Here is an 18,282-nt window from a genome sequence, read left to right as displayed (position 1 = left end):
TTAAGACAGCCATTGATTTATAAGATTTTTAAGATATATGGATAATCTCGACTACGGAATAATAAGTAATTGTAAAAGTGCAGCTTTAATCTCTAAAACAGGCTCCCTGGATTGGTGCTGTATGCCAAATTTTAACTCCTCTGCAGTTTTTGCAAAAATACTTGATGATGAAATTGGAGGAAGTTTTGAAATACTTATAGGGGATGACTATAAGATTACACAGGAATATCTTTGGGAAACTAATATTTTAAGCACGGTGTTCGATAATGGAACTGATGCTTTTCAGTTAATAGATTTCATGCCCAGGTATCCTCGTGAAGATGGATCTTATTATGCGCCGCCAGATGTTATTAGGTTTTTCAGATTAATAAAAGGGAAACCAAAATTCAGTATCAAATATGATCCAAAACTGGATTTTGCAAGAGAGAAAACCTACAACGAGAATAAGGGTGATTATATAAAGAGTTTTACGAAGGAAGGTAAATATGATTCTGCTTATCTATATTCAAGTTTGAATCTGAATGATATCCTGCAGCAAAAAGAGATCACACTTACTGGAAATGCATATTGCCTTGTTGGCTATCATGAAAAACTGGTAGAGCAAACCCTGGATAGGTCTTATTTGAAATTCCAGAGAACAAAGGTCTACTGGATGAATTGGGCAGATAATACAACCAGATATACTCATTACGGGCAGGAGATTATGAGAAGTGCGCTTGTGCTTAAAGCATTGAGCTACGAAAATTCTGGTGCTGTACTTGCCGCCGCGACTACAAGTCTGCCGGAAACAATAGGTGAGGAGCGAAACTGGGATTATCGTTTTTGCTGGATTCGTGATGCTTCCATGGTGATCAAAGTGATGGCAGGTCTGGGACATATAAAATCTGCCAAGGATTTCCTTCAGTTCATCATAGATATTATTCCGCATAAGGATGAGAAGATCCAGATCATGTACGGGATTAATGGTGAAAAGGAATTAACCGAACATATTCTAAGTCATTTAAAAGGTTATGAGGGATCCAGTCCCGTTCGTACTGGTAATGCAGCATATATTCAAAAGCAGAACGATATCTACGGTATTTTGATGGAAGTGATCTACCAGCAATTCCTGATGTTCGAAACTTCGCTTGAAAATTCTGAAGCACTGTGGACCGTGGTTCGTGGTATTGTCATGATCGTAGAAGAAAACTGGACGAAACCAGATAAAGGTATCTGGGAGCTTCGTACAGAAGACAGACACTTTGTATTTTCAAAATTACTTTGCTGGGTAGCTGTAGACAGAGCTATAAAGATTGGTGAGGTTCTAAGAATGGGAATCAACGATACCAAATGGATCGCCTTAAGAGAAGAAATTTATCAGGATATCTATGAGAATGGCTGGAACGAAGAAAAACAGGCTTATACTCAATCCTATGGTTCGGCAGATCTTGACGCATCTACATTATTAATGCAGCCTTACGGTTTTATTGAAGCAGACGATCCACGATTTGTGAGCACAGTACAGGCTACTGAAAGGGATCTTTGTGAAGACGGATTGATGTATAGATATAAAAATAACGATGATTTTGGGAAACCAACCTCGTCATTTACGATCTGTACCTTCTGGCTAATTGATAGTCTTTATAAAATTGGAGAGAAGAAGAAAGCAAAGGAAATGTTTGATCAGTTATTATCCTACAGTAACCATTTAGGTTTATTTAGTGAGGATATCGATTTTAAAACCAAACGCCTACTCGGGAACTTTCCACAGGCTTATTCTCATTTAGCACTTATTGAAACAGCTGCGAATTTCTCTAAAGGAATTTCTGCGGAAAATGCCTTATTTCAGGATTAATTTAATTCCTGATCTTTTTCTATACTAACCCGGGCCTTCGGAAGATGTCCCGGGTAATTTTTTTGTATGAAATCAAGTAATTTCTCTCTTAAGTGCACACGGAGATCCCAGGCAGTAGGCGAATTTCTTGCACTTATCAGTATTCTTAACTCTACGGTCTTTTCCGAAGCATTTGTAACCTGAAGCACATTCACATTACCATCCCAGAGAGAAGTGTTGTTTAATAACCTTGTAAGCTCTTCCCGAAGTGGTTCTAAAGGCAAACCATAATCTGCATAAATAAATACTGTTCCCAATATATCTGCGGAACTTCTTGTCCAGTTCTGGAAGGTTTTTTCAATAAAATAAGTTGTGGGAACTACCAGTCTTCTTTTATCCCAAACCCGAACCACTACATAGGTAAGATTGATCTCTTCGATCCAACCCCATTCACCTTCAACGATCACGACATCATCCAGGCGGATAGGCTGAGTTATGGCGATCTGTATACCTGCAAGCAAAGTAGCAATTGCTTTTTGCGCAGCCAGACCTATAATGATTCCGGCAATACCAGCTGAGGTCAATACACTAATCCCCACAGAACGTATACTTTCAAAACTCATTAAAGCGATACCAACGGCAAGTATTACAATAATGAAAATCACAATATTCTCAAGGATCATGTACTGTGTATAAACCTTCCTGGCTTTGAGATTATCATCACTAGCCATATCGTACATCTTGAGCATTCTTTTTTTAACTACTCTAAACAGTAAGATCAGAAACCAGGCAACACTTAGAATGATACCCACTGTACTAAGGTGACTAACAATTTCATAGGTGGCTTCAAACCTGAAAATTTTACTAATGATCGCTATTCTGGCAATAATAGAGGCTAGAAAAATCAATAATGGTAACCGAATCTTATTGGCGAAATTAACCGGAAGTATATTCGTTGGATTTTTACCAAGCTTCCTGATGATATAAAATGCAAGACCAAAACTTACGACTAAAATGACAAGCGCTGAAACGAGGTAAAGAAGTCCGCTTTCTTCCAATTCGAGCATAATTCAGATTTAGATATCTAAAATTAAAATTTTGAACGCTTAGTTGCTACAGGTTTACAGAAGATTAACCTAAAACGTTTTAGCCTTCGTCATCCATTTTCTTATCCTCTTTAACATCATCTGAATATTTATCATCGAGTACAACGCGCTCCCGTTTTAAATAAATTCCGTCTTCGAGTTCACTGATGTAACGTACAATATTTTCTCTAAGCTCGCAATGTAGCGTCCATGCAGTCGGAAAATCCTTGGCACTTATCAGGCATCGCAATTTAAGGTAATTGTGATCCATACCTGAGGCTTCAACAAGTGGCGATCTATCTTCATCACCATCCCAGTCATCTGAGGCTTTTAATAACTCTGTAAACTTTTCACGTACTTTTTGAACGTCTACACGATGATCTACAAATAGTTCGATCTCCATAATATTCTGTGGGTTAGACATGGAAAGATTCATAAAACTTTCAGTAATCACATCAGACAGAGGTATGACCAATCTCCTTAATTTGAAGGTATTAACGACCATATAAGTAAATGTGATGTCTTCCACGAAACCATATTCACCTTCAATAATAACCGCATCACCAATCTTTGCAGGACGGGTCAAAGCGATTTGAACGCCGGCGATAATATTACCCAGCGTACTCTGTGCTGCAATACCAACTACCACGGTGGCGATTCCTGCGGAAGCCATTAAAGATATTCCCAATTTCTCAAGAGAAGGGAATTGTGAGAATATGACTGAAGCACCAATAATTACGATTATAAAGATAAATATTCTTCTACCTACAGAAATATAGGTCATCAAGCTTTTCGCTTTGCTATTTTCCTCGGTTCTTACATCGCCTACTTTTTCCACAGCAAAGAAGTCCATGATATAATCTATAATACGCATGATCAACCAGGTAAGAATTGATATAAGCACAATTAGAATAAACGTATAAATACCTTTTGCGAGAGATCCGGTAAATGAAATCAGATTATTGAGTAATAAATAGAAAGCCAAAATTCCTATCGCGGCTCCTGCTGGAGATGCCAGCCTATAGGCAATATTCCGGATCCAGTAGCGATTCACACCAGAAAATGACTTTCTTATAATGGCACTAACTCCTTTCGCGATTAAATAGCATATCAAGATAAGAAGCAGGGTTCCAAAAACTTTCCAGACTGGTATTCCCAAAACTTCGAAACTAATCCAGTCAGGGATCATTCTATCCAGCCTTCTGGGACCATAGGTTGTATATAGAGGTTCCGTATTTTCTACAGTTTGTGATGAAATTAGCCAGATTGGATGTTCGTCTTTGTACTTCACGCGTTGTACTCTAAAGCTTATATCACGATCGTCCAGCGTTGTAGTGCCAAATAATAGACTTCTTCTGGGTTTTCCCGCTACAGCCTTGTTTGTTGAGGTACTTACATCAATTTGTCCATCGGGACGATCAGGCAGGCCATCCCACCCAATAGAAATTCGTTGCTCAAGAACGAAATGTAGTTTTTCAGCAAGAATCGCTGCATCTACTTTCGAAATATTATCAGGCAACAAATTAAAATTCATTGCATACAAAGCTTCTTCGTAATTATCGTTTCTGGCCTCTACTATAAAATGTTCCAGTGCAGCCTGTGGGGATTGCAGATTTATAGTGTTAGGAGGGAAGCCAATGCCGTCATTCCATTGTTGTGTCTGGTAGTAGGCATCTGCATATTCACCAATATCATTTGTGGCAACAGCGGCTGAGTCGCTAAGCACCGTCGCCTTACTAGGTAGTTTCTGATCTTTAGATTTGTTGTGTTCTGGTTCCTGCTGAAATGCAAATGCCGTTTGCTGCAAAAAAAGAATGGAAATACATAGCCACAAGTGGCATAAAGAGCGATTCATGAGTGATTTCTTTGGTCGGTCAACTAAGATACTCAATTTTCGATTTTAAAATAGAAAGGCTGGCTGGTAAACGAAGAAAGCCACCTAAAAGGTGGCTTTTTGTGGTTATAATTTTGGTTGATTAGTTTACGAAACCAGTTCTTGGTCCTCCACTAGCGAAAACTGTTCTCATACGAGCTTTCTGACCTTCAGAGAACATATACATACATGCATCATTAGTATAATCCATGTAGTTCATAGTCATATCTGTAGATCTACAGTTTACAGTAGGATAAGAAGGACAGCTGTAGTTAGGTCCATCAGAAGAAGGAGTATCTGCTACGAAGTCATCCTGTCTACATCTACCATCACCCCAGATGTGACGTAAGTTTAGGTAATGTCCTACTTCGTGAGTCGCTGTTCTACCTTTATTAAATGGAGCAGAAACGTATCCAGTTGTTCCAAAGTACTGAGGAGAAATTACTACACCATCTGTGGAAGCTGGTCCACCAGGGAATTGCGCATATCCAAGGATACCACCACCAATGTTACAAATCCAGATGTTTAGAGTATTAGAAGGAGAGGTTGGAGGGTAGGCATATTTCATGGCGTCACTAGTTCCCCATTCAGATCTTGAGTCACTGTATCTGTTTACTCCAGCAAGAGTAAAACTGATTTCTGAATCTGCAACCAATCCAGCAAATTCACTAGGAACATTACCTGCATCATTGTTTGAAGCTCTGAAGTCCTCATTCAAAACAGAAATCTGAGAATTGATTTGAGCATCAGAAATATTTTGCTGAGAGTTACTGTAAATAACATGAACTACAACAGGAATATCTACAATTCCAAGATTGTCACCTACTGGCGGCTCAGTGGTTCCTCCACCACCTGAACCAGGTTTACCTTTACCGTTTCCATTCTTAGCCAGAATAGACCGAGTATTTTGTTCTACATCGTACATTTTCTTGTGTAGCCCTGGATTCTCGTTCAATAAACGATTAAGGTTTCTCATAGAGTAACACTTCGTTTTATCATCTTCAGTCTTTTTGCCGTCTGCCTCAGCATCTGTGTAAAGATAAAAATTACTCATGTCCACCTGAGCTACTTCCTGGTCAACACTGTTTTCTGTAGGATCTTGCTCACAAGAAGCAAATAGGAAGGCCATAGCTGCCATTCCAAGAAAAACTTTTTTCATAATGTTAAGTTATTGTTTGATTTAGAGCCAATATATCTAAATATTTAGAAACAATTAACGATAACTAAATGAATTTGTAACATTTTTGAAACAATTATTATAAAAATAAAAAAACCACCCTTTTGGGTGGTTTTTCTCAGTTTAAAAGAATGTTTCTAAAAACAGTATTTGTTTTCAGAAGTTAATTTCTCTGCGATGGTATTTCGAAGTGCCACAATATTAGGCAGGTTCGTATACTTGGTATATCTCTTAAGCCCCATGAGCATCATACGTTGCTCGTCTCCTTCAGCAAAAGAAGCAATTCCCTCCTTTGCCTTAGTATTCACAGTATCCACTGCATGGTAGAGATAAAGTTTAGCCATGGCGATCTGTTCCTTCTGAGTATCTACTCCAAATCTCTTGGCATTTTTCTCTGCTCTAAGAATTCCAGATTCAGCCATATAGACTTCTATTAGAATATCTGATGCAGCTAATAATAATTGCTGATGCTCTTCTAATTGCGGACCGAATTTCTGTACGGCACTACCTGCAACCATCAAGAAAACCTTTTTCAGTTTACCGATCATTTCCTTCTCTTCAGCGAACAATTCAGAATAATCTGGTTTGTCCATGGAAGGAATTCCAGTAAGCTCATCTGCTACTTTCGTAGCTGGCCCTAGTAGGTCAACATGTCCTTTCATTGCTTTCTTAACCAGCATTCCTACAGATAACATCCTGTTGATCTCGTTGGTTCCTTCATAAATTCGAGCAATTCTGGCATCTCGCCAGGCAGATTCCATTGGAGTGTCTGCAGAGAATCCCATTCCACCAAATACCTGAATACCTTCATCTGCACAATTCTGAACATCTTCAGAACATGCAACCTTCAGAATAGAACATTCAATCGCGTATTCCTCAACTCCTTTAAGTTCAGCATCTGCATGTGAACTACCTTCTTCCAGTCTAATATTTATACGATCTTCGATATTCTTAGCCGCACGGTAAGACGCTGCTTCTCCAACATATGCTGAAGTAGCCATCTCTGCAAGCTTGGATTTTATAGCTCCGAATTTTGCAATAGGAGTATTAAACTGTACTCTGTCATTCGCATATTTAACAGAAAGATCTGTCACACGACGCTGGGCGTCTAAAGAAGCTGCAGCAAGTTTAATACGACCCACGTTTAACGCGTTCATGGCAATCTTAAAACCATTTCCACGGTCTGAAAGCATATTTTCTACTGGCACCTTGGTTTCATTAAAGAAAACCTGGCGGGTAGAGGAGGAGTGAATTCCTAATTTCTTTTCTTCCTCTCCAAAGCTAATCCCATTACCTTCTTCGTTCTCTACTATAAAACCGGTAATATTTTTGTCATCTTCAATTCTGGTAAAAACAATAAACACATCTGCAAAACCAGCATTGGAAATCCACATTTTCTGTCCACTAATGCTATAATACTTTCCATCTTCAGAAAGGACAGCTTTTGTTTTTCCTGAGTTTGCATCAGATCCTGCACCTGGTTCTGTAAGACAGTAAGCTCCAAACCATTCACCAGTAGCTAATTTTGGTACGTATTTTTTCTTCTGCTCTTCGTTACCATATAGGGTAATTGGCATTGTACCAATTCCTGTATGTGCTCCGAATGCAGTAGCCACAGATCCAGTAGCACCAGATATATAGTCACAAACAAGCATGGTAGAAACGAAGCCCATCCCTAAACCGTCATACTCTTCAGGTACCGCAACACCCAAAAACCCTAGTTCTCCAGCTTTACGCATTACCTCTTCAGTAAGAGCATAGTTTTTCTTTTCGAATTCTTCTTTATGAGGCCAGATCTCGCGTTCTACAAATTCCTGAACGGAATCACGCATCATTTTCTGTTCCTCATTAAAATCTTCCGGCGTGAAAACGTCTTCACTTTTAGTTTCCTTTACAAGAAACTGACCACCGCGAAGAAGATCTTTTTTAGTTGTATCTGTACTCATTTTTATAATTAAGATATTAGTTTTGAGATATAAGATTATAGACTCAGTATCTCAATTAATTTATATTATTTATATTTTTTTAGTCTCATTTAAAAGATCTAAAATCTCAGGTCTAATTTAAAAATTCAAAAACTCCGGCAGCACCCTGTCCTGTTCCAACACACATTGTTACCATACAATGCTTGTTCTTGAGGTCACGCTTCCGCATTTCATCAAATATCTGCACTGAAAGTTTAGCTCCAGTACATCCCAGTGGGTGTCCCATGGAGATCGCACCGCCATTTACATTTAGTTTTTCTTTATTAAGCCCAAGTTCCCGAATCACAGCCAGTGATTGTGAAGCAAATGCCTCATTCAGTTCAATAAGCTCCAAATCATCCTGTTTCAAACCAGCTTGTTTTAGAGCCTTCGGAATTGCATGAACCGGTCCAATACCCATAATTCTAGGTTCAACACCCACTGCGGAATAGCTTATCATTCTTGCTATAGGCTCAAGATTCAGTTCCTTAACCATGTCTTCGCTCATTACCATAACAAAAGCAGCACCATCACTCATTTGTGATGAGTTACCTGCAGTAACACTCCCGCCTTCAGCAAAAACAGGTCGTAATTTATTGAGAACTTCTACTGAAGTATCTTTTCTAGGACCTTCATCCTTATTTACTGTATAAGACCTTGTCTTCTTTTTACCGTCTTCAACATAAGTCTCATCGATGGTAATTGGAACTATCTGATCCTGAAAACGATCTTCCTGCTGAGCTTTGATCGCTTTCTGGTGAGAATCATAAGCGAACTGATCCTGATCTTCTCTGGATACATTGTACTTATTCGCTACCGCTTCCGCAGTAAGACCCATTCCCCAGTAATAATCTTCATTGCCATTTTTGGCAACTTCATAATTTGGAACTGGCTTGTAACCCCCCATAGGAATGTAACTCATACTTTCTGCACCACCTGCGATCACACAGTCTGCCATTCCCATCTGGATTTTAGCAGTTGCAATGGAAATTGTCTCGAGGCCTGAAGCACAATACCTGTTTACGGTCATACCTGGAACATCTTCGATCTTCAATCCCATTAGTGAGATCAATCTACCTACGTTCAATCCCTGTTCTGCTTCTGGCATCGCATTACCAACCATTACGTCATCGATACGAGTCTTGTCAAAATCTGGTAACTTATCCATCATATACTGGATGGTTTCTGCAGCAAGTTCATCAGGTCTTTTAAATCTAAAAACACCTCTGGGAGCTTTCCCAACTGCTGTTCTGTATGCTTTAACTATATATGCTGTTTTCATTTTTTACTTTTTAATTGTTAGAACTTGACTTTCTGCTTAGTTTCTTAAAGGTTTTCCTTTTTTCAACATATGCTGAAGACGTTCCAGCGTTTTTCTCTCCCCGGTTAAGGATAGGAATGCTTCTCTTTCGAGATCAAGTAAATATTGTTCACTTACCATCTGGCTGGATGATAGATCTCCACCGGCCATAACATACGCCAGTTTGTTTGCGATTTTGTGATCATGCTTACTAATGTATTTACCTGCATCCATTTGGTCTGTTCCAACCATAAATGCTCCAAGTGCCTGCTTACCTAACACCTTGATGTTTGTACGTTTGATTGGCATGGTATAACCATTTTCTGCCATCAATAACGCATGTTTCTTAGCGATCGCTAATTGTCTGTCTGGATTGATCACTACAATATCTTTACCTTTCTGAAGAATATTAAGATCAAATGCTTCATATGCTGAAGTAGATACTTTTGCCATTCCAATAGCCAGGAAATTTTCTCTTAGTCGGTTTAATTCCACATCATCCTTCTCATAAGTATCAGAAGCACGAAGTGTCATTTCCTTGGTTCCACCACCACCTGGTATTACTCCAACACCGAATTCTACAAGTCCGGTATAGGTTTCTGCCGCAGCGACAACTTTATCAGCATGAAGTGAAAGTTCACAACCACCACCCAGAGTCATTCCGTGCGGTGCAGCTACTGTTGGAATAGAGGAGTAGCGCATTCTCATCATGGTATCCTGAAAATACTTGATCGCCATGTTCAGTTCTTCATATTCCTGCTCTACTGCCATCATGAAGATCATTCCAATATTCGCTCCTACAGAAAAGTTCTTTCCATCATTAGCGACTACAAGACCCTGATAATCCTTTTCAGCGATATCTATAGCCTTATTGATTCCATCAAGAACATCACCTCCAATAGAATTCATTTTACTTCTGAATTCAACATTAAGGATTCCGTCACCAAGATCTTCCACTACAACTCCGCTGTTCTTGAATACTTCTTTAGATTCTCGAATATTATCAAGAATTATGAATGAATCCTGACCAGGAACTTTAGTTTGCTTCTTGTCATCAATGTTATAATAGTAAGTATTACCATCTTTCACACTATAGAAGCTTTTGCTTCCATTTTGCAGCATTTCACTTACCCAGGCTGCAGGTTCATAACCTTCAGCTTTCATCATTTCAATACCTTTTTCAACACCAATAGCGTCCCAGATTTGGAATGGTCCATGTTCCCATCCAAAACCAGCTTTCATGGCATCATCGATCTTGTATAACTCGTCTGAAATTTCAGGAATACGATTCGAAACATAAGCGAATAGTGCAGAGAAATTCTTTCTGTAAAAATCACCGGCTTTATCTTTTCCTTTAATCAATACTTCGAAACGATCTGCTACATTATCGATAGACTTGGTCATTTCAAGAGTTGCAAAAGACGCGCTTTTACGATCTCTGTATTCCATCGTATCAAGATCCAGAGATTTGATCTCGCTTGAACCATCTTTATTTTTTACTTTTTTATAGAATCCCTGACCCGTTTTACTTCCAAGCCATTTGTTTTCCATCATAGTATCGATAAAGTTAGGCAGGGCAAATAGATCATGCTGCTCATCATTTGGAACATTTTCGTGAAGACCGTTTGCAACATGCACGAGAGTATCCAAGCCTACAACGTCTACCGTTCTAAAGGTTGCCGACTTCTGGCGTCCTATAACGGGACCAGTCAATTTATCAACTTCCTCGATGGTCATTCCCATATCCTTAACGGTATGGAACAAGCTCATTATGGAGAAAATTCCAATTCTGTTCCCAATAAAGGCAGGAGTATCTTTTGCTAATACAGCATTTTTCCCAAGAAATTTTTCACCATACATTTTCAGGAAGTCCAAAACTTCAGAAGAAGTTTCTTTTCCTGGAATGATCTCAAATAACCTTAAATATCTTGGTGGATTAAAGAAGTGAGTTCCGCAGAAATGCTTTTTAAAATCATCAGATCTCCCCTCGGTCATGAAATTGATAGGAATACCTGAAGTATTTGAAGTTATAAGAGTTCCTGGTTTTCTGTGCTTTTCAAGGTTTTCAAACACCTGTTTTTTAATGTCCAGACGTTCTACAACAACCTCAATGATCCAGTCTACTTCTGAAACTTTTGAAATATCATCTTCCAGGTTACCAGTAGTGATACGGTTCACGAAGTCCTTATGATAAATTGGAGATGGTTTGGATTTTACTGAAGCCGTTAAAGCATCATTCACGATCCTGTTTCTAACCACTTTGTCATCAAGACTAAGACCTTTTTTCTGTTCTTTTTCATTGAGCTCACGGGGAACGATATCAAGTAGAAGTACTTCTACTCCAATATTTGCAAAGTGACATGCAATTCCACTTCCCATTATACCGGACCCAATAACTGCAACTTTATTAATCCTTCTTTTCATTATTTGATTTTTATGGTTCAAAAAACCAAACCTATTAGGCCTGGTTTATTATTGTTTTACACTAATTTCTTCAGTATATATTTTCTTCTCACTAATAAGACCAGTGATCGTATTGGCCACCTGTATAAAAGTTTTAAGATCCTTATCGCTCACATTTTCCTTTACCGACTCATCGAATCTCAATACCACTCTCTTAGAATAATCGCGCATTTCTTTCCCGAAGTCTGTTAAATAAATAAGTACACTACGTCCATCATGTGGATTACGTTTTCTTTCTATTAAACCTTTTTCTTCCATGGTTTTTAAAATTCGCGAAAGGCTGGTAGCTTCCATTCCCATTTTTGGACCCAATGAGGTAGATGGCGTTCCATCTTCCGGATCGATACTCAATAAGGCAAAACCTGTAGCCATCGTACTTCCAGCCTTACCTGCTTCTTCATTATACATTTTAGAAACAGCCATCCAGGTGGCGCGCAAAACATAATCTATGGTTTTCTCCTTCATGGGGGATTTTGGATTGATTCCAAAGTTAGGAAAAAATATTATGCATGCATAATAAAATGTCTCTAAAAATACTAATATGTTGTTTTAATACTATTTAAATTCCTAAAACCAAAAAACTCCCCGGTAGTTGGGGAGTTTTTATTAGCATATTCTTAATGATAGATTAGAATCTACCATATAGTTTTTCGTAAAGATCCTGGTATCGGTCACGAATATTACGTCGTTTTAGCTTCATAGTAGGAGTTAGGTGCTCGTCCTCTACCGTCCATGGTTCTGGGGTTAATTCAAATGTTTTAACTCTTTCCCATTTCCCGAATTTCTGATTGTAGAAATCTACTTCTTCCTGAATACGTTCACGCACCATATTGTTACGAGATATATCTGCAGGATCACCTGAGTCAAGATCGATATTCTTTCTCTGTGCCCATTCTGTTATGAATTCGAAGTTAGGCTGGATCAAAGCCGCCGGCATTTTCTCTCCATCTCCAACCACCATGATCTGCTCAATAAATCTTGATTGTTTCATGGTATTTTCGATAAGCTGCGGAGCAACATATTTCCCTCCAGATGTTTTGAACATCTCTTTCTTGCGATCTGTGATCTTAAGAAAACCATCTTTATCGATCTCTCCAATATCTCCTGTATGGAAAAATCCTTCAGAATTAATTACTTCTCTGGTCTTTTCTTCATCCTTATAGTAACCTTTCATCACGTTAGGCCCTTTAGTAAGGATTTCTCCGTCTTCAGCAATTTTAACTTCAACATTATCCAGAACTTTTCCAACAGTTCCAATTCTGAAACCTCCATTACGTTCATCATTCACTGCGATTACCGGAGATGTTTCTGTGAGACCATAACCTTCCATCACCGGGATTTCAGCTGCGGCAAAAACCCTGGCAAGTCTTGGTTGCAATGCTGCACTTCCAGATACGATTAAATCTATATTACCACCCAGACCTTCTTTCCACTTTGAAAATATAAGTTTACGGGCAAGTTTTAATTTTGTTTCGTACCACCAGCCATTCTGGCCATAAGGTTCATATTCAAGTCCAAGCTCTACAGCCCAGTAAAATAATTTTTGCTTCACGCCACCTAGTGCAGTTCCTTTAGCAATGATCTTATCATATACTTTTTCCAGCAATCTTGGAACGGCAGTAATTACATGTGGTTTTACCTCTTTCAGGTTATCGCTTATCTTTTCGATAGATTCAGCAAAATAAACCGATACCGAATAATACTGGTATAGATAAAGGATCATTCGCTCGAAAATATGGCAAATAGGGAGGAAGCTCAAACCTACGTAAGTTCCGGTATCGAAAGGAACACGAGGTGCACTTCCTAGTACGTCACTTACAATGTTCTTATGACTTAACATGACACCTTTTGGTCTTCCGGTAGTTCCGGAAGTATAAATTAAGGTAGCCAGATCATCTTCTGTAACTGCCTTCTTGAGTTTTTCTACTTCATCCTGGTTTGCCTTATCTTCTCCAGATGTTAAAATTTCTTTCCAGTTCTTACAGCCAGCGATCTCGTCAAAACTATATACTTCCATTAAACTGGTTGTAGCTTTGATACTGTTTAGCTTATTTAGGATCTCTTCATCTGAAACAAAGCAGTAAGTGGCTCCACTATGATTTAGAACATATTCATAATCTTCTTCGGAAATTGTTGGGTAGATTGGCACATTTTGAGCGCCGATCTGAAGAATTCCAATGTCCATTATATTCCACTCAGTTCTATTATTAGTGGAGATAACTGCAATTTTATCATTCGGTTTCACGCCAAGTCGAAGAAGTCCCCTACTAATTGCATTCGCCTTATCAATATATTGCTGAGTCGAAACAGTTTCCCATTTTCCATCATATTTAGTAGCGAAAGCAACATCCAGTGGATGATTTTCTAATTGATAGTAAGGAAAGTCAAATAGACGTTTAATGTCGTTCATGAAAAGGAAAGATTTTAGATATACCTTGCAAAATAGCAATTTTCAAAGCTCATTCAAATCAAATATGATAAAAAAAAATCTTGTTATTTGCGTATTTACTAAAATGTGACCTATAAATACTATCTATAAAAACTGTTAATTATTCCTTAAACTCTTCAGTATCAATCTAAATTCAGCTTTTTCATATGATTTTTTTCCGCTGAAATCTAAATACTTTTCCAATCAAAAAAATTTGAACATTTCAGTTCAATTAAAATTGTTGATGACTTTTCAAATTTATCAGCGCACTTGTGGATTCAATCTCTACCAGAATAATGCATTTCTCGCTACTAAATTTATAGTCTCAAGGAATTTTATGGAACTTATATTATGGGAAAAAACACAACTATATAGATTTGTGCTACCGGTTTGAAAACAAAAAAGGAACCGAATGGTTCCTTTTTATACTCTATTTCTCCAGCCATTTTCTGGCATTTACAAAGCCTTCCAGCCAAGGTGACACATCATCTTCGCGTCCATCTGGATAATTTGCCCAGTTCCATTGGTACGTAGATCGTTCCATGTGTGGCATCATTACCAGGTGCCTACCACTTGCATCTGTAAGTGCGGCAGCATTGTAATGTGACCCATTAGGATTTGCCGGGTAGCCTTTATAAGCATATTTTCCCACGATGTTATAGCGGTTTTCCTCATAGGGGAAACTGAATTTACCTTCACCATGTGCTGCCCATATTCCTAAGGTACTTCCCGATAAAGTGGAAAGCATAACAGAATTGTTGGGCGGAATCTCTACGGAAGTAAAATTACACTCAAATTTCTGCGATTCATTATGAAGCATCTTCGGTTTTTGCTCATGTTCCGCATTAATAAGGCCTAGCTCAACAAACAGCTGACATCCGTTACAAACTCCAAGACTTAATGTATCTTCTCTCTTAAAGAAATTTTCCAGTGCAGCCTTTGCCTTTTCATTATATAAGAAGGCTCCAGCCCATCCTTTTGCACTACCAAGAACATCTGAATTTGAGAATCCTCCAACAGCTGCAATGAAATGTATGTCTTCAAGGTTTTCTCTTCCGGAGATCAGGTCGGTCATGTGCACATCTTTCACGTCAAAACCTGCGAGGTACATCGCCCGGGCCATTTCCCTTTCAGAATTAGAACCTTTTTCACGAATGATCGCGGCTTTTATTCGCGGTTTCTTAGCATCCAGTTCAGGTAATTTTCCAGTAAAATGTTCTGGAAATTTAAATTCAAGTGGTTGCCTCTTATAGTTGTTGTATCGCTCAGTTGCTTTATCTATCCCGCTTTGACGTTCATCCAGTAAAAAACTGGTTTTGTACCAGGTATCTCTTAATTCAGCAATATGAAAATGGAAATCATCATCACCAACTTTAATATTTAGCGCAGCACCTTCCGTCGCAGTTCCAATCTTATAATAGTCTATTCCAAGTTCCTTCATGAAAGATTCCGCAGTGTCGTCCTTAGCCTGGAATACTATTCCGCAGTTTTCATTAAAGAACAACTTAATGATATCTTTTTCGCCTAGTGCACTCAGGTCAAGATTTGCACCTAAATTGACATCGGCAAAACACATTTCTAGCAAAGTAGTGATCAATCCGCCAGATGCTACATCGTGACCAGCTGCGATCATATCGCTCTTGATCATGGATTGCATGGCGTTGAAGATATTACTGAAACGCTCATCGTTCTTTACAGTAGGAGCTTCATCGCCAACTTTATTAAGAATCTGGGCGAAAGTAGAGCCTCCCAGTTTATAATCATCTCCGGAAAGATTGATATAATAAATACTTCCTGCGTTTTTCTTTAATACCGGTTCTACAACCGCTTTAAGATTGTCGCAATGCCCTGCAGCAGAAATTATCACCGTCCCTGGTGAAAGAACATCGCCATCTTTGTATTTCTGTTTCATGGAAAGTGAGTCCTTCCCGGTTGGTACATTGATCCCCAGAGAAATTGCAAAATCTGAAATTCCTTTTACCGCTTCATAAAGTCTTGCGTCTTCACCTTCGTTATTACAGGGCCACATCCAGTTCGCGGAAAGTGATATAGATTTAAGTCCTTTTTCTAAAGGAGCCCAGATGATATTAGACAAGGCTTCTGCTATAGAATTACGGGAGCCAGCTACAGGGTCAATCAATGCAGAAATAGGGGAGTGTCCAATGGAGGTTGCAACTCCTTCCTTGCCTTTGTAATCCAATGCCATCACTCCGCAATTGTTTAAAGGCAACTGTAAAGGTCCTGCAGTTTGCTGTTTAGCAACGCGCCCAGAAACACAACGATCCACTTTATTAGTAAGCCAGTCTTTACAGGCGACAGCTTCTAGTTGCAAAACTTGTTGTAAATACTCGTGAATTTTCTCCTGTTGATAATTGAGTTTTTCATAATTGCGAGTAATCGTTCTGTCTTCCATGATCGTTTTAGGAGAGCTTCCAAACATTTCTGCCAGAGCAAGGTCCATTGGTTTATCGCCAGATTTCATGCCTTCAAAGGTGAATCTATAATCACCGGTTACGTTTCCAACTTCATACATTGGAGAACGTTCACGATCTGCGACTCTTCTCAAAGTATCGAGATCTTTCTCGCCAATGACCAGTCCCATTCTTTCCTGGGATTCATTTCCAATAATCTCCTTAGCAGAAAGGGTTGGATCTCCAACAGGTAAACTATCAAGGTCTATCTTTCCACCTTTTTCTTCCACCAGCTCACTTAAACAGTTCAAGTGACCACCGGCGCCATGATCATGGATAGAAACAATGGGGTTGTGTTCGCTTTCTACCATTCCACGAACGGCATTTGCAGCTCTCTTTTGCATTTCCGGATTGGAACGCTGGATAGCATTCAATTCTATACCACTGCTAAATGCACCAGTATCTGCTGAGGAAACAGCAGCGCCACCCATTCCAATTCTATAGTTTTCTCCACCAAGAACGACGATCCTGTCATTTTCTTCAGGAATATCCTTTAATGCCTGGTCCTTTTTTCCGTAGCCAATACCACCGGCGAGCATGATCACTTTATCGTAACCCAGGGAGCGCTCGTGTTCGCTATGTTCGAAGGTAAGTACAGATCCTGATATTAGTGGCTGACCAAATTTGTTACCAAAATCTGAAGCACCATTAGATGCTTTTATCAATATGTCCATTGGTGTCTGGTACAACCATTCACGTCTTTTCATTCCATTTTCCCATGGTCGATCTTCTTCCAGTCTGGAATACGAGGTCATATAGACTGAAGTTCCTGCCAAAGGAAGTGAACCTTTACCACCAGCAAGCCTGTCCCTGATTTCTCCACCACTACCAGTCGCGGCTCCGTTGAATGGTTCCACAGTCGTTGGAAAATTATGAGTTTCAGCTTTTATGGAAATGACAGATTCGAAGTCCTTTATTTCATAATATTCCGGAACATCTGGAGCTTTGGGAGCAAACTGTTCAACAACAGGTCCATTGATAAACGCGACGTTATCCTTATATGCTGAAACGATCTCGTTTGGGTTCTCTTCGGAAGTTTTTCTTATCAGTTTAAATAGAGATACTGGTTTTTCCTCGCCATCAATAACAAAAGTTCCATTAAAGATCTTGTGTCTGCAATGTTCTGAGTTCACCTGGGAAAAACCAAAAACTTCAGAATCTGTAAGTTTTCGATCCAGTTTTACTGAAAGATCTTCCAGGTATTTAACTTCTTCAGCATTCAATGCTAAACCTTCCTGTTTATTATAGGCTGCGATATCATCGATCTCTATAATTGGCTTAGGCTCAACATGAATATCAAAGATCTCCTGATCGAGTTGCTTGTATTTCTGAGATAACATTGGATCAAAATCAGAAAAATGCTCGTCAACTTTCAGAAATTCCTCGATTCTAATGATTCCGCTAATTCCCATGTTCTGAGTGATCTCGACAGCATTCGTACTCCAGGGAGTGATCATTGCGGCACGTGGACCAACAAAAAAATCTGCCAAAGCAGATTTATTTATTTGAAGAGTGTTTCCAAAAAGCCAGTTTAGTTTTGAAATAGACTGTGCAGAAAGGTTGGAATGCGTTTCAACCGCAAAAACCTTAGTAGTTTGATTTCCGAAGAAAAGGATCATGTAAGTTGTGTTTGTGTTGTTTTGAACAGGACACAAATTTACTTTTTTGCCTTCAATTCATGAAATTAAAACTTGTCAATATCATATCT

The 18,282-nt window shown here is 38.9% G+C and carries 10 protein-coding genes; 1 reads left to right on the top strand and 9 read right to left on the bottom strand.

All coding sequences use genetic code 11. The features are described from left to right. Window positions 1-37: 37 nt before the first annotated feature. Window positions 38-1,834, top strand: coding sequence for a glycoside hydrolase family 15 protein (locus tag ACSHZO_RS13085; RefSeq protein WP_298247721.1), 1,797 nt, complete (start codon window positions 38-40; stop codon window positions 1,832-1,834). Here ACSHZO_RS13085 and ACSHZO_RS13080 read toward each other — a convergent pair. From ACSHZO_RS13080 to purL, 9 genes are all read right to left on the bottom strand, one after another. After that, the gene (locus tag ACSHZO_RS13080) at window positions 1,831-2,880 is read right to left on the bottom strand and encodes a mechanosensitive ion channel family protein (protein WP_298247722.1); all 1,050 of its coding nucleotides are present in this window, start codon (window positions 2,878-2,880) and stop codon (window positions 1,831-1,833) included. The two genes, ACSHZO_RS13085 and ACSHZO_RS13080, sit on opposite strands and share 4 nt — an antisense overlap. Before the next feature lie 79 nt (window positions 2,881-2,959). Further along, a complete protein-coding gene (locus tag ACSHZO_RS13075; RefSeq protein WP_298247723.1) occupies window positions 2,960-4,789 on the bottom strand; it encodes a mechanosensitive ion channel family protein in 1,830 nt (609 codons plus the stop codon). 85 nt (window positions 4,790-4,874) lie between these two features. After that, window positions 4,875-5,930, bottom strand: a complete 1,056-nt coding sequence (locus tag ACSHZO_RS13070; protein ID WP_298247724.1) for a zinc metalloprotease — start codon at window positions 5,928-5,930, stop codon at window positions 4,875-4,877. A 155-nt stretch (window positions 5,931-6,085) separates the two neighbouring features. Then, window positions 6,086-7,894 carry an acyl-CoA dehydrogenase family protein gene (locus tag ACSHZO_RS13065; protein WP_295179311.1) on the bottom strand — a complete coding sequence of 603 codons (1,809 nt, stop codon included), beginning with the start codon at window positions 7,892-7,894 and terminating at the stop codon, window positions 6,086-6,088. 112 nt (window positions 7,895-8,006) lie between these two features. Then, window positions 8,007-9,194 (bottom strand): acetyl-CoA C-acyltransferase, encoded by a 1,188-nt coding sequence (locus ACSHZO_RS13060; RefSeq protein WP_298247725.1) that lies wholly within the window; start codon window positions 9,192-9,194, stop codon window positions 8,007-8,009. A 36-nt stretch (window positions 9,195-9,230) separates the two neighbouring features. Then, window positions 9,231-11,636: a 3-hydroxyacyl-CoA dehydrogenase/enoyl-CoA hydratase family protein gene (locus ACSHZO_RS13055; protein ID WP_298247726.1), complete on the bottom strand. Its 2,406-nt coding sequence runs from the start codon at window positions 11,634-11,636 to the stop codon at window positions 9,231-9,233. Window positions 11,637-11,684: 48 nt separating this feature from the next. Continuing rightward, window positions 11,685-12,140 carry a MarR family winged helix-turn-helix transcriptional regulator gene (locus ACSHZO_RS13050; RefSeq protein WP_295179317.1) on the bottom strand — a complete coding sequence of 152 codons (456 nt, stop codon included), beginning with the start codon at window positions 12,138-12,140 and terminating at the stop codon, window positions 11,685-11,687. Window positions 12,141-12,303: 163 nt separating this feature from the next. Continuing rightward, a complete protein-coding gene (locus ACSHZO_RS13045) occupies window positions 12,304-14,085 on the bottom strand; it encodes an AMP-dependent synthetase/ligase (RefSeq protein ID WP_298247727.1) in 1,782 nt (593 codons plus the stop codon). Window positions 14,086-14,533: 448 nt separating this feature from the next. Beyond that, window positions 14,534-18,193, bottom strand: coding sequence for a phosphoribosylformylglycinamidine synthase (gene purL, locus ACSHZO_RS13040; RefSeq protein ID WP_298247728.1), 3,660 nt, complete (start codon window positions 18,191-18,193; stop codon window positions 14,534-14,536). Between the last annotated feature and the right edge of the window lie 89 nt (window positions 18,194-18,282).

It is taken from the genome of Christiangramia sp. 3-2217-3z (assembly GCF_051195275.1).
GTDB classification, from domain to species: Bacteria; Bacteroidota; Bacteroidia; order Flavobacteriales; family Flavobacteriaceae; genus Christiangramia; species Christiangramia marina.
The sequence above is the reverse complement of the archived record's forward strand: the minus strand, read 5'-3'. Positions and strand labels throughout refer to the sequence as shown.

What these genes read in the sequence shown, in the direction of transcription:
- ACSHZO_RS13060 (WP_298247725.1), bottom strand. Translation starts at nt 9,194, where the DNA reads ATGAAAACAGCATATATAGTTAAAGCATACAGAACAGCAGTTGGGAAA.
- ACSHZO_RS13055 (WP_298247726.1), bottom strand. Translation starts at nt 11,636, where the DNA reads ATGAAAAGAAGGATTAATAAAGTTGCAGTTATTGGGTCCGGTATAATG.
- purL (WP_298247728.1), bottom strand. Translation starts at nt 18,193, where the DNA reads ATGATCCTTTTCTTCGGAAATCAAACTACTAAGGTTTTTGCGGTTGAA.
- ACSHZO_RS13080 (WP_298247722.1), bottom strand. Translation starts at nt 2,880, where the DNA reads ATGCTCGAATTGGAAGAAAGCGGACTTCTTTACCTCGTTTCAGCGCTT.
- ACSHZO_RS13070 (WP_298247724.1), bottom strand. Translation starts at nt 5,930, where the DNA reads ATGAAAAAAGTTTTTCTTGGAATGGCAGCTATGGCCTTCCTATTTGCT.
- ACSHZO_RS13065 (WP_295179311.1), bottom strand. Translation starts at nt 7,894, where the DNA reads ATGAGTACAGATACAACTAAAAAAGATCTTCTTCGCGGTGGTCAGTTT.
- ACSHZO_RS13045 (WP_298247727.1), bottom strand. Translation starts at nt 14,085, where the DNA reads ATGAACGACATTAAACGTCTATTTGACTTTCCTTACTATCAATTAGAA.
- ACSHZO_RS13050 (WP_295179317.1), bottom strand. Translation starts at nt 12,140, where the DNA reads ATGAAGGAGAAAACCATAGATTATGTTTTGCGCGCCACCTGGATGGCT.
- ACSHZO_RS13085 (WP_298247721.1), top strand. Translation starts at nt 38, where the DNA reads ATGGATAATCTCGACTACGGAATAATAAGTAATTGTAAAAGTGCAGCT.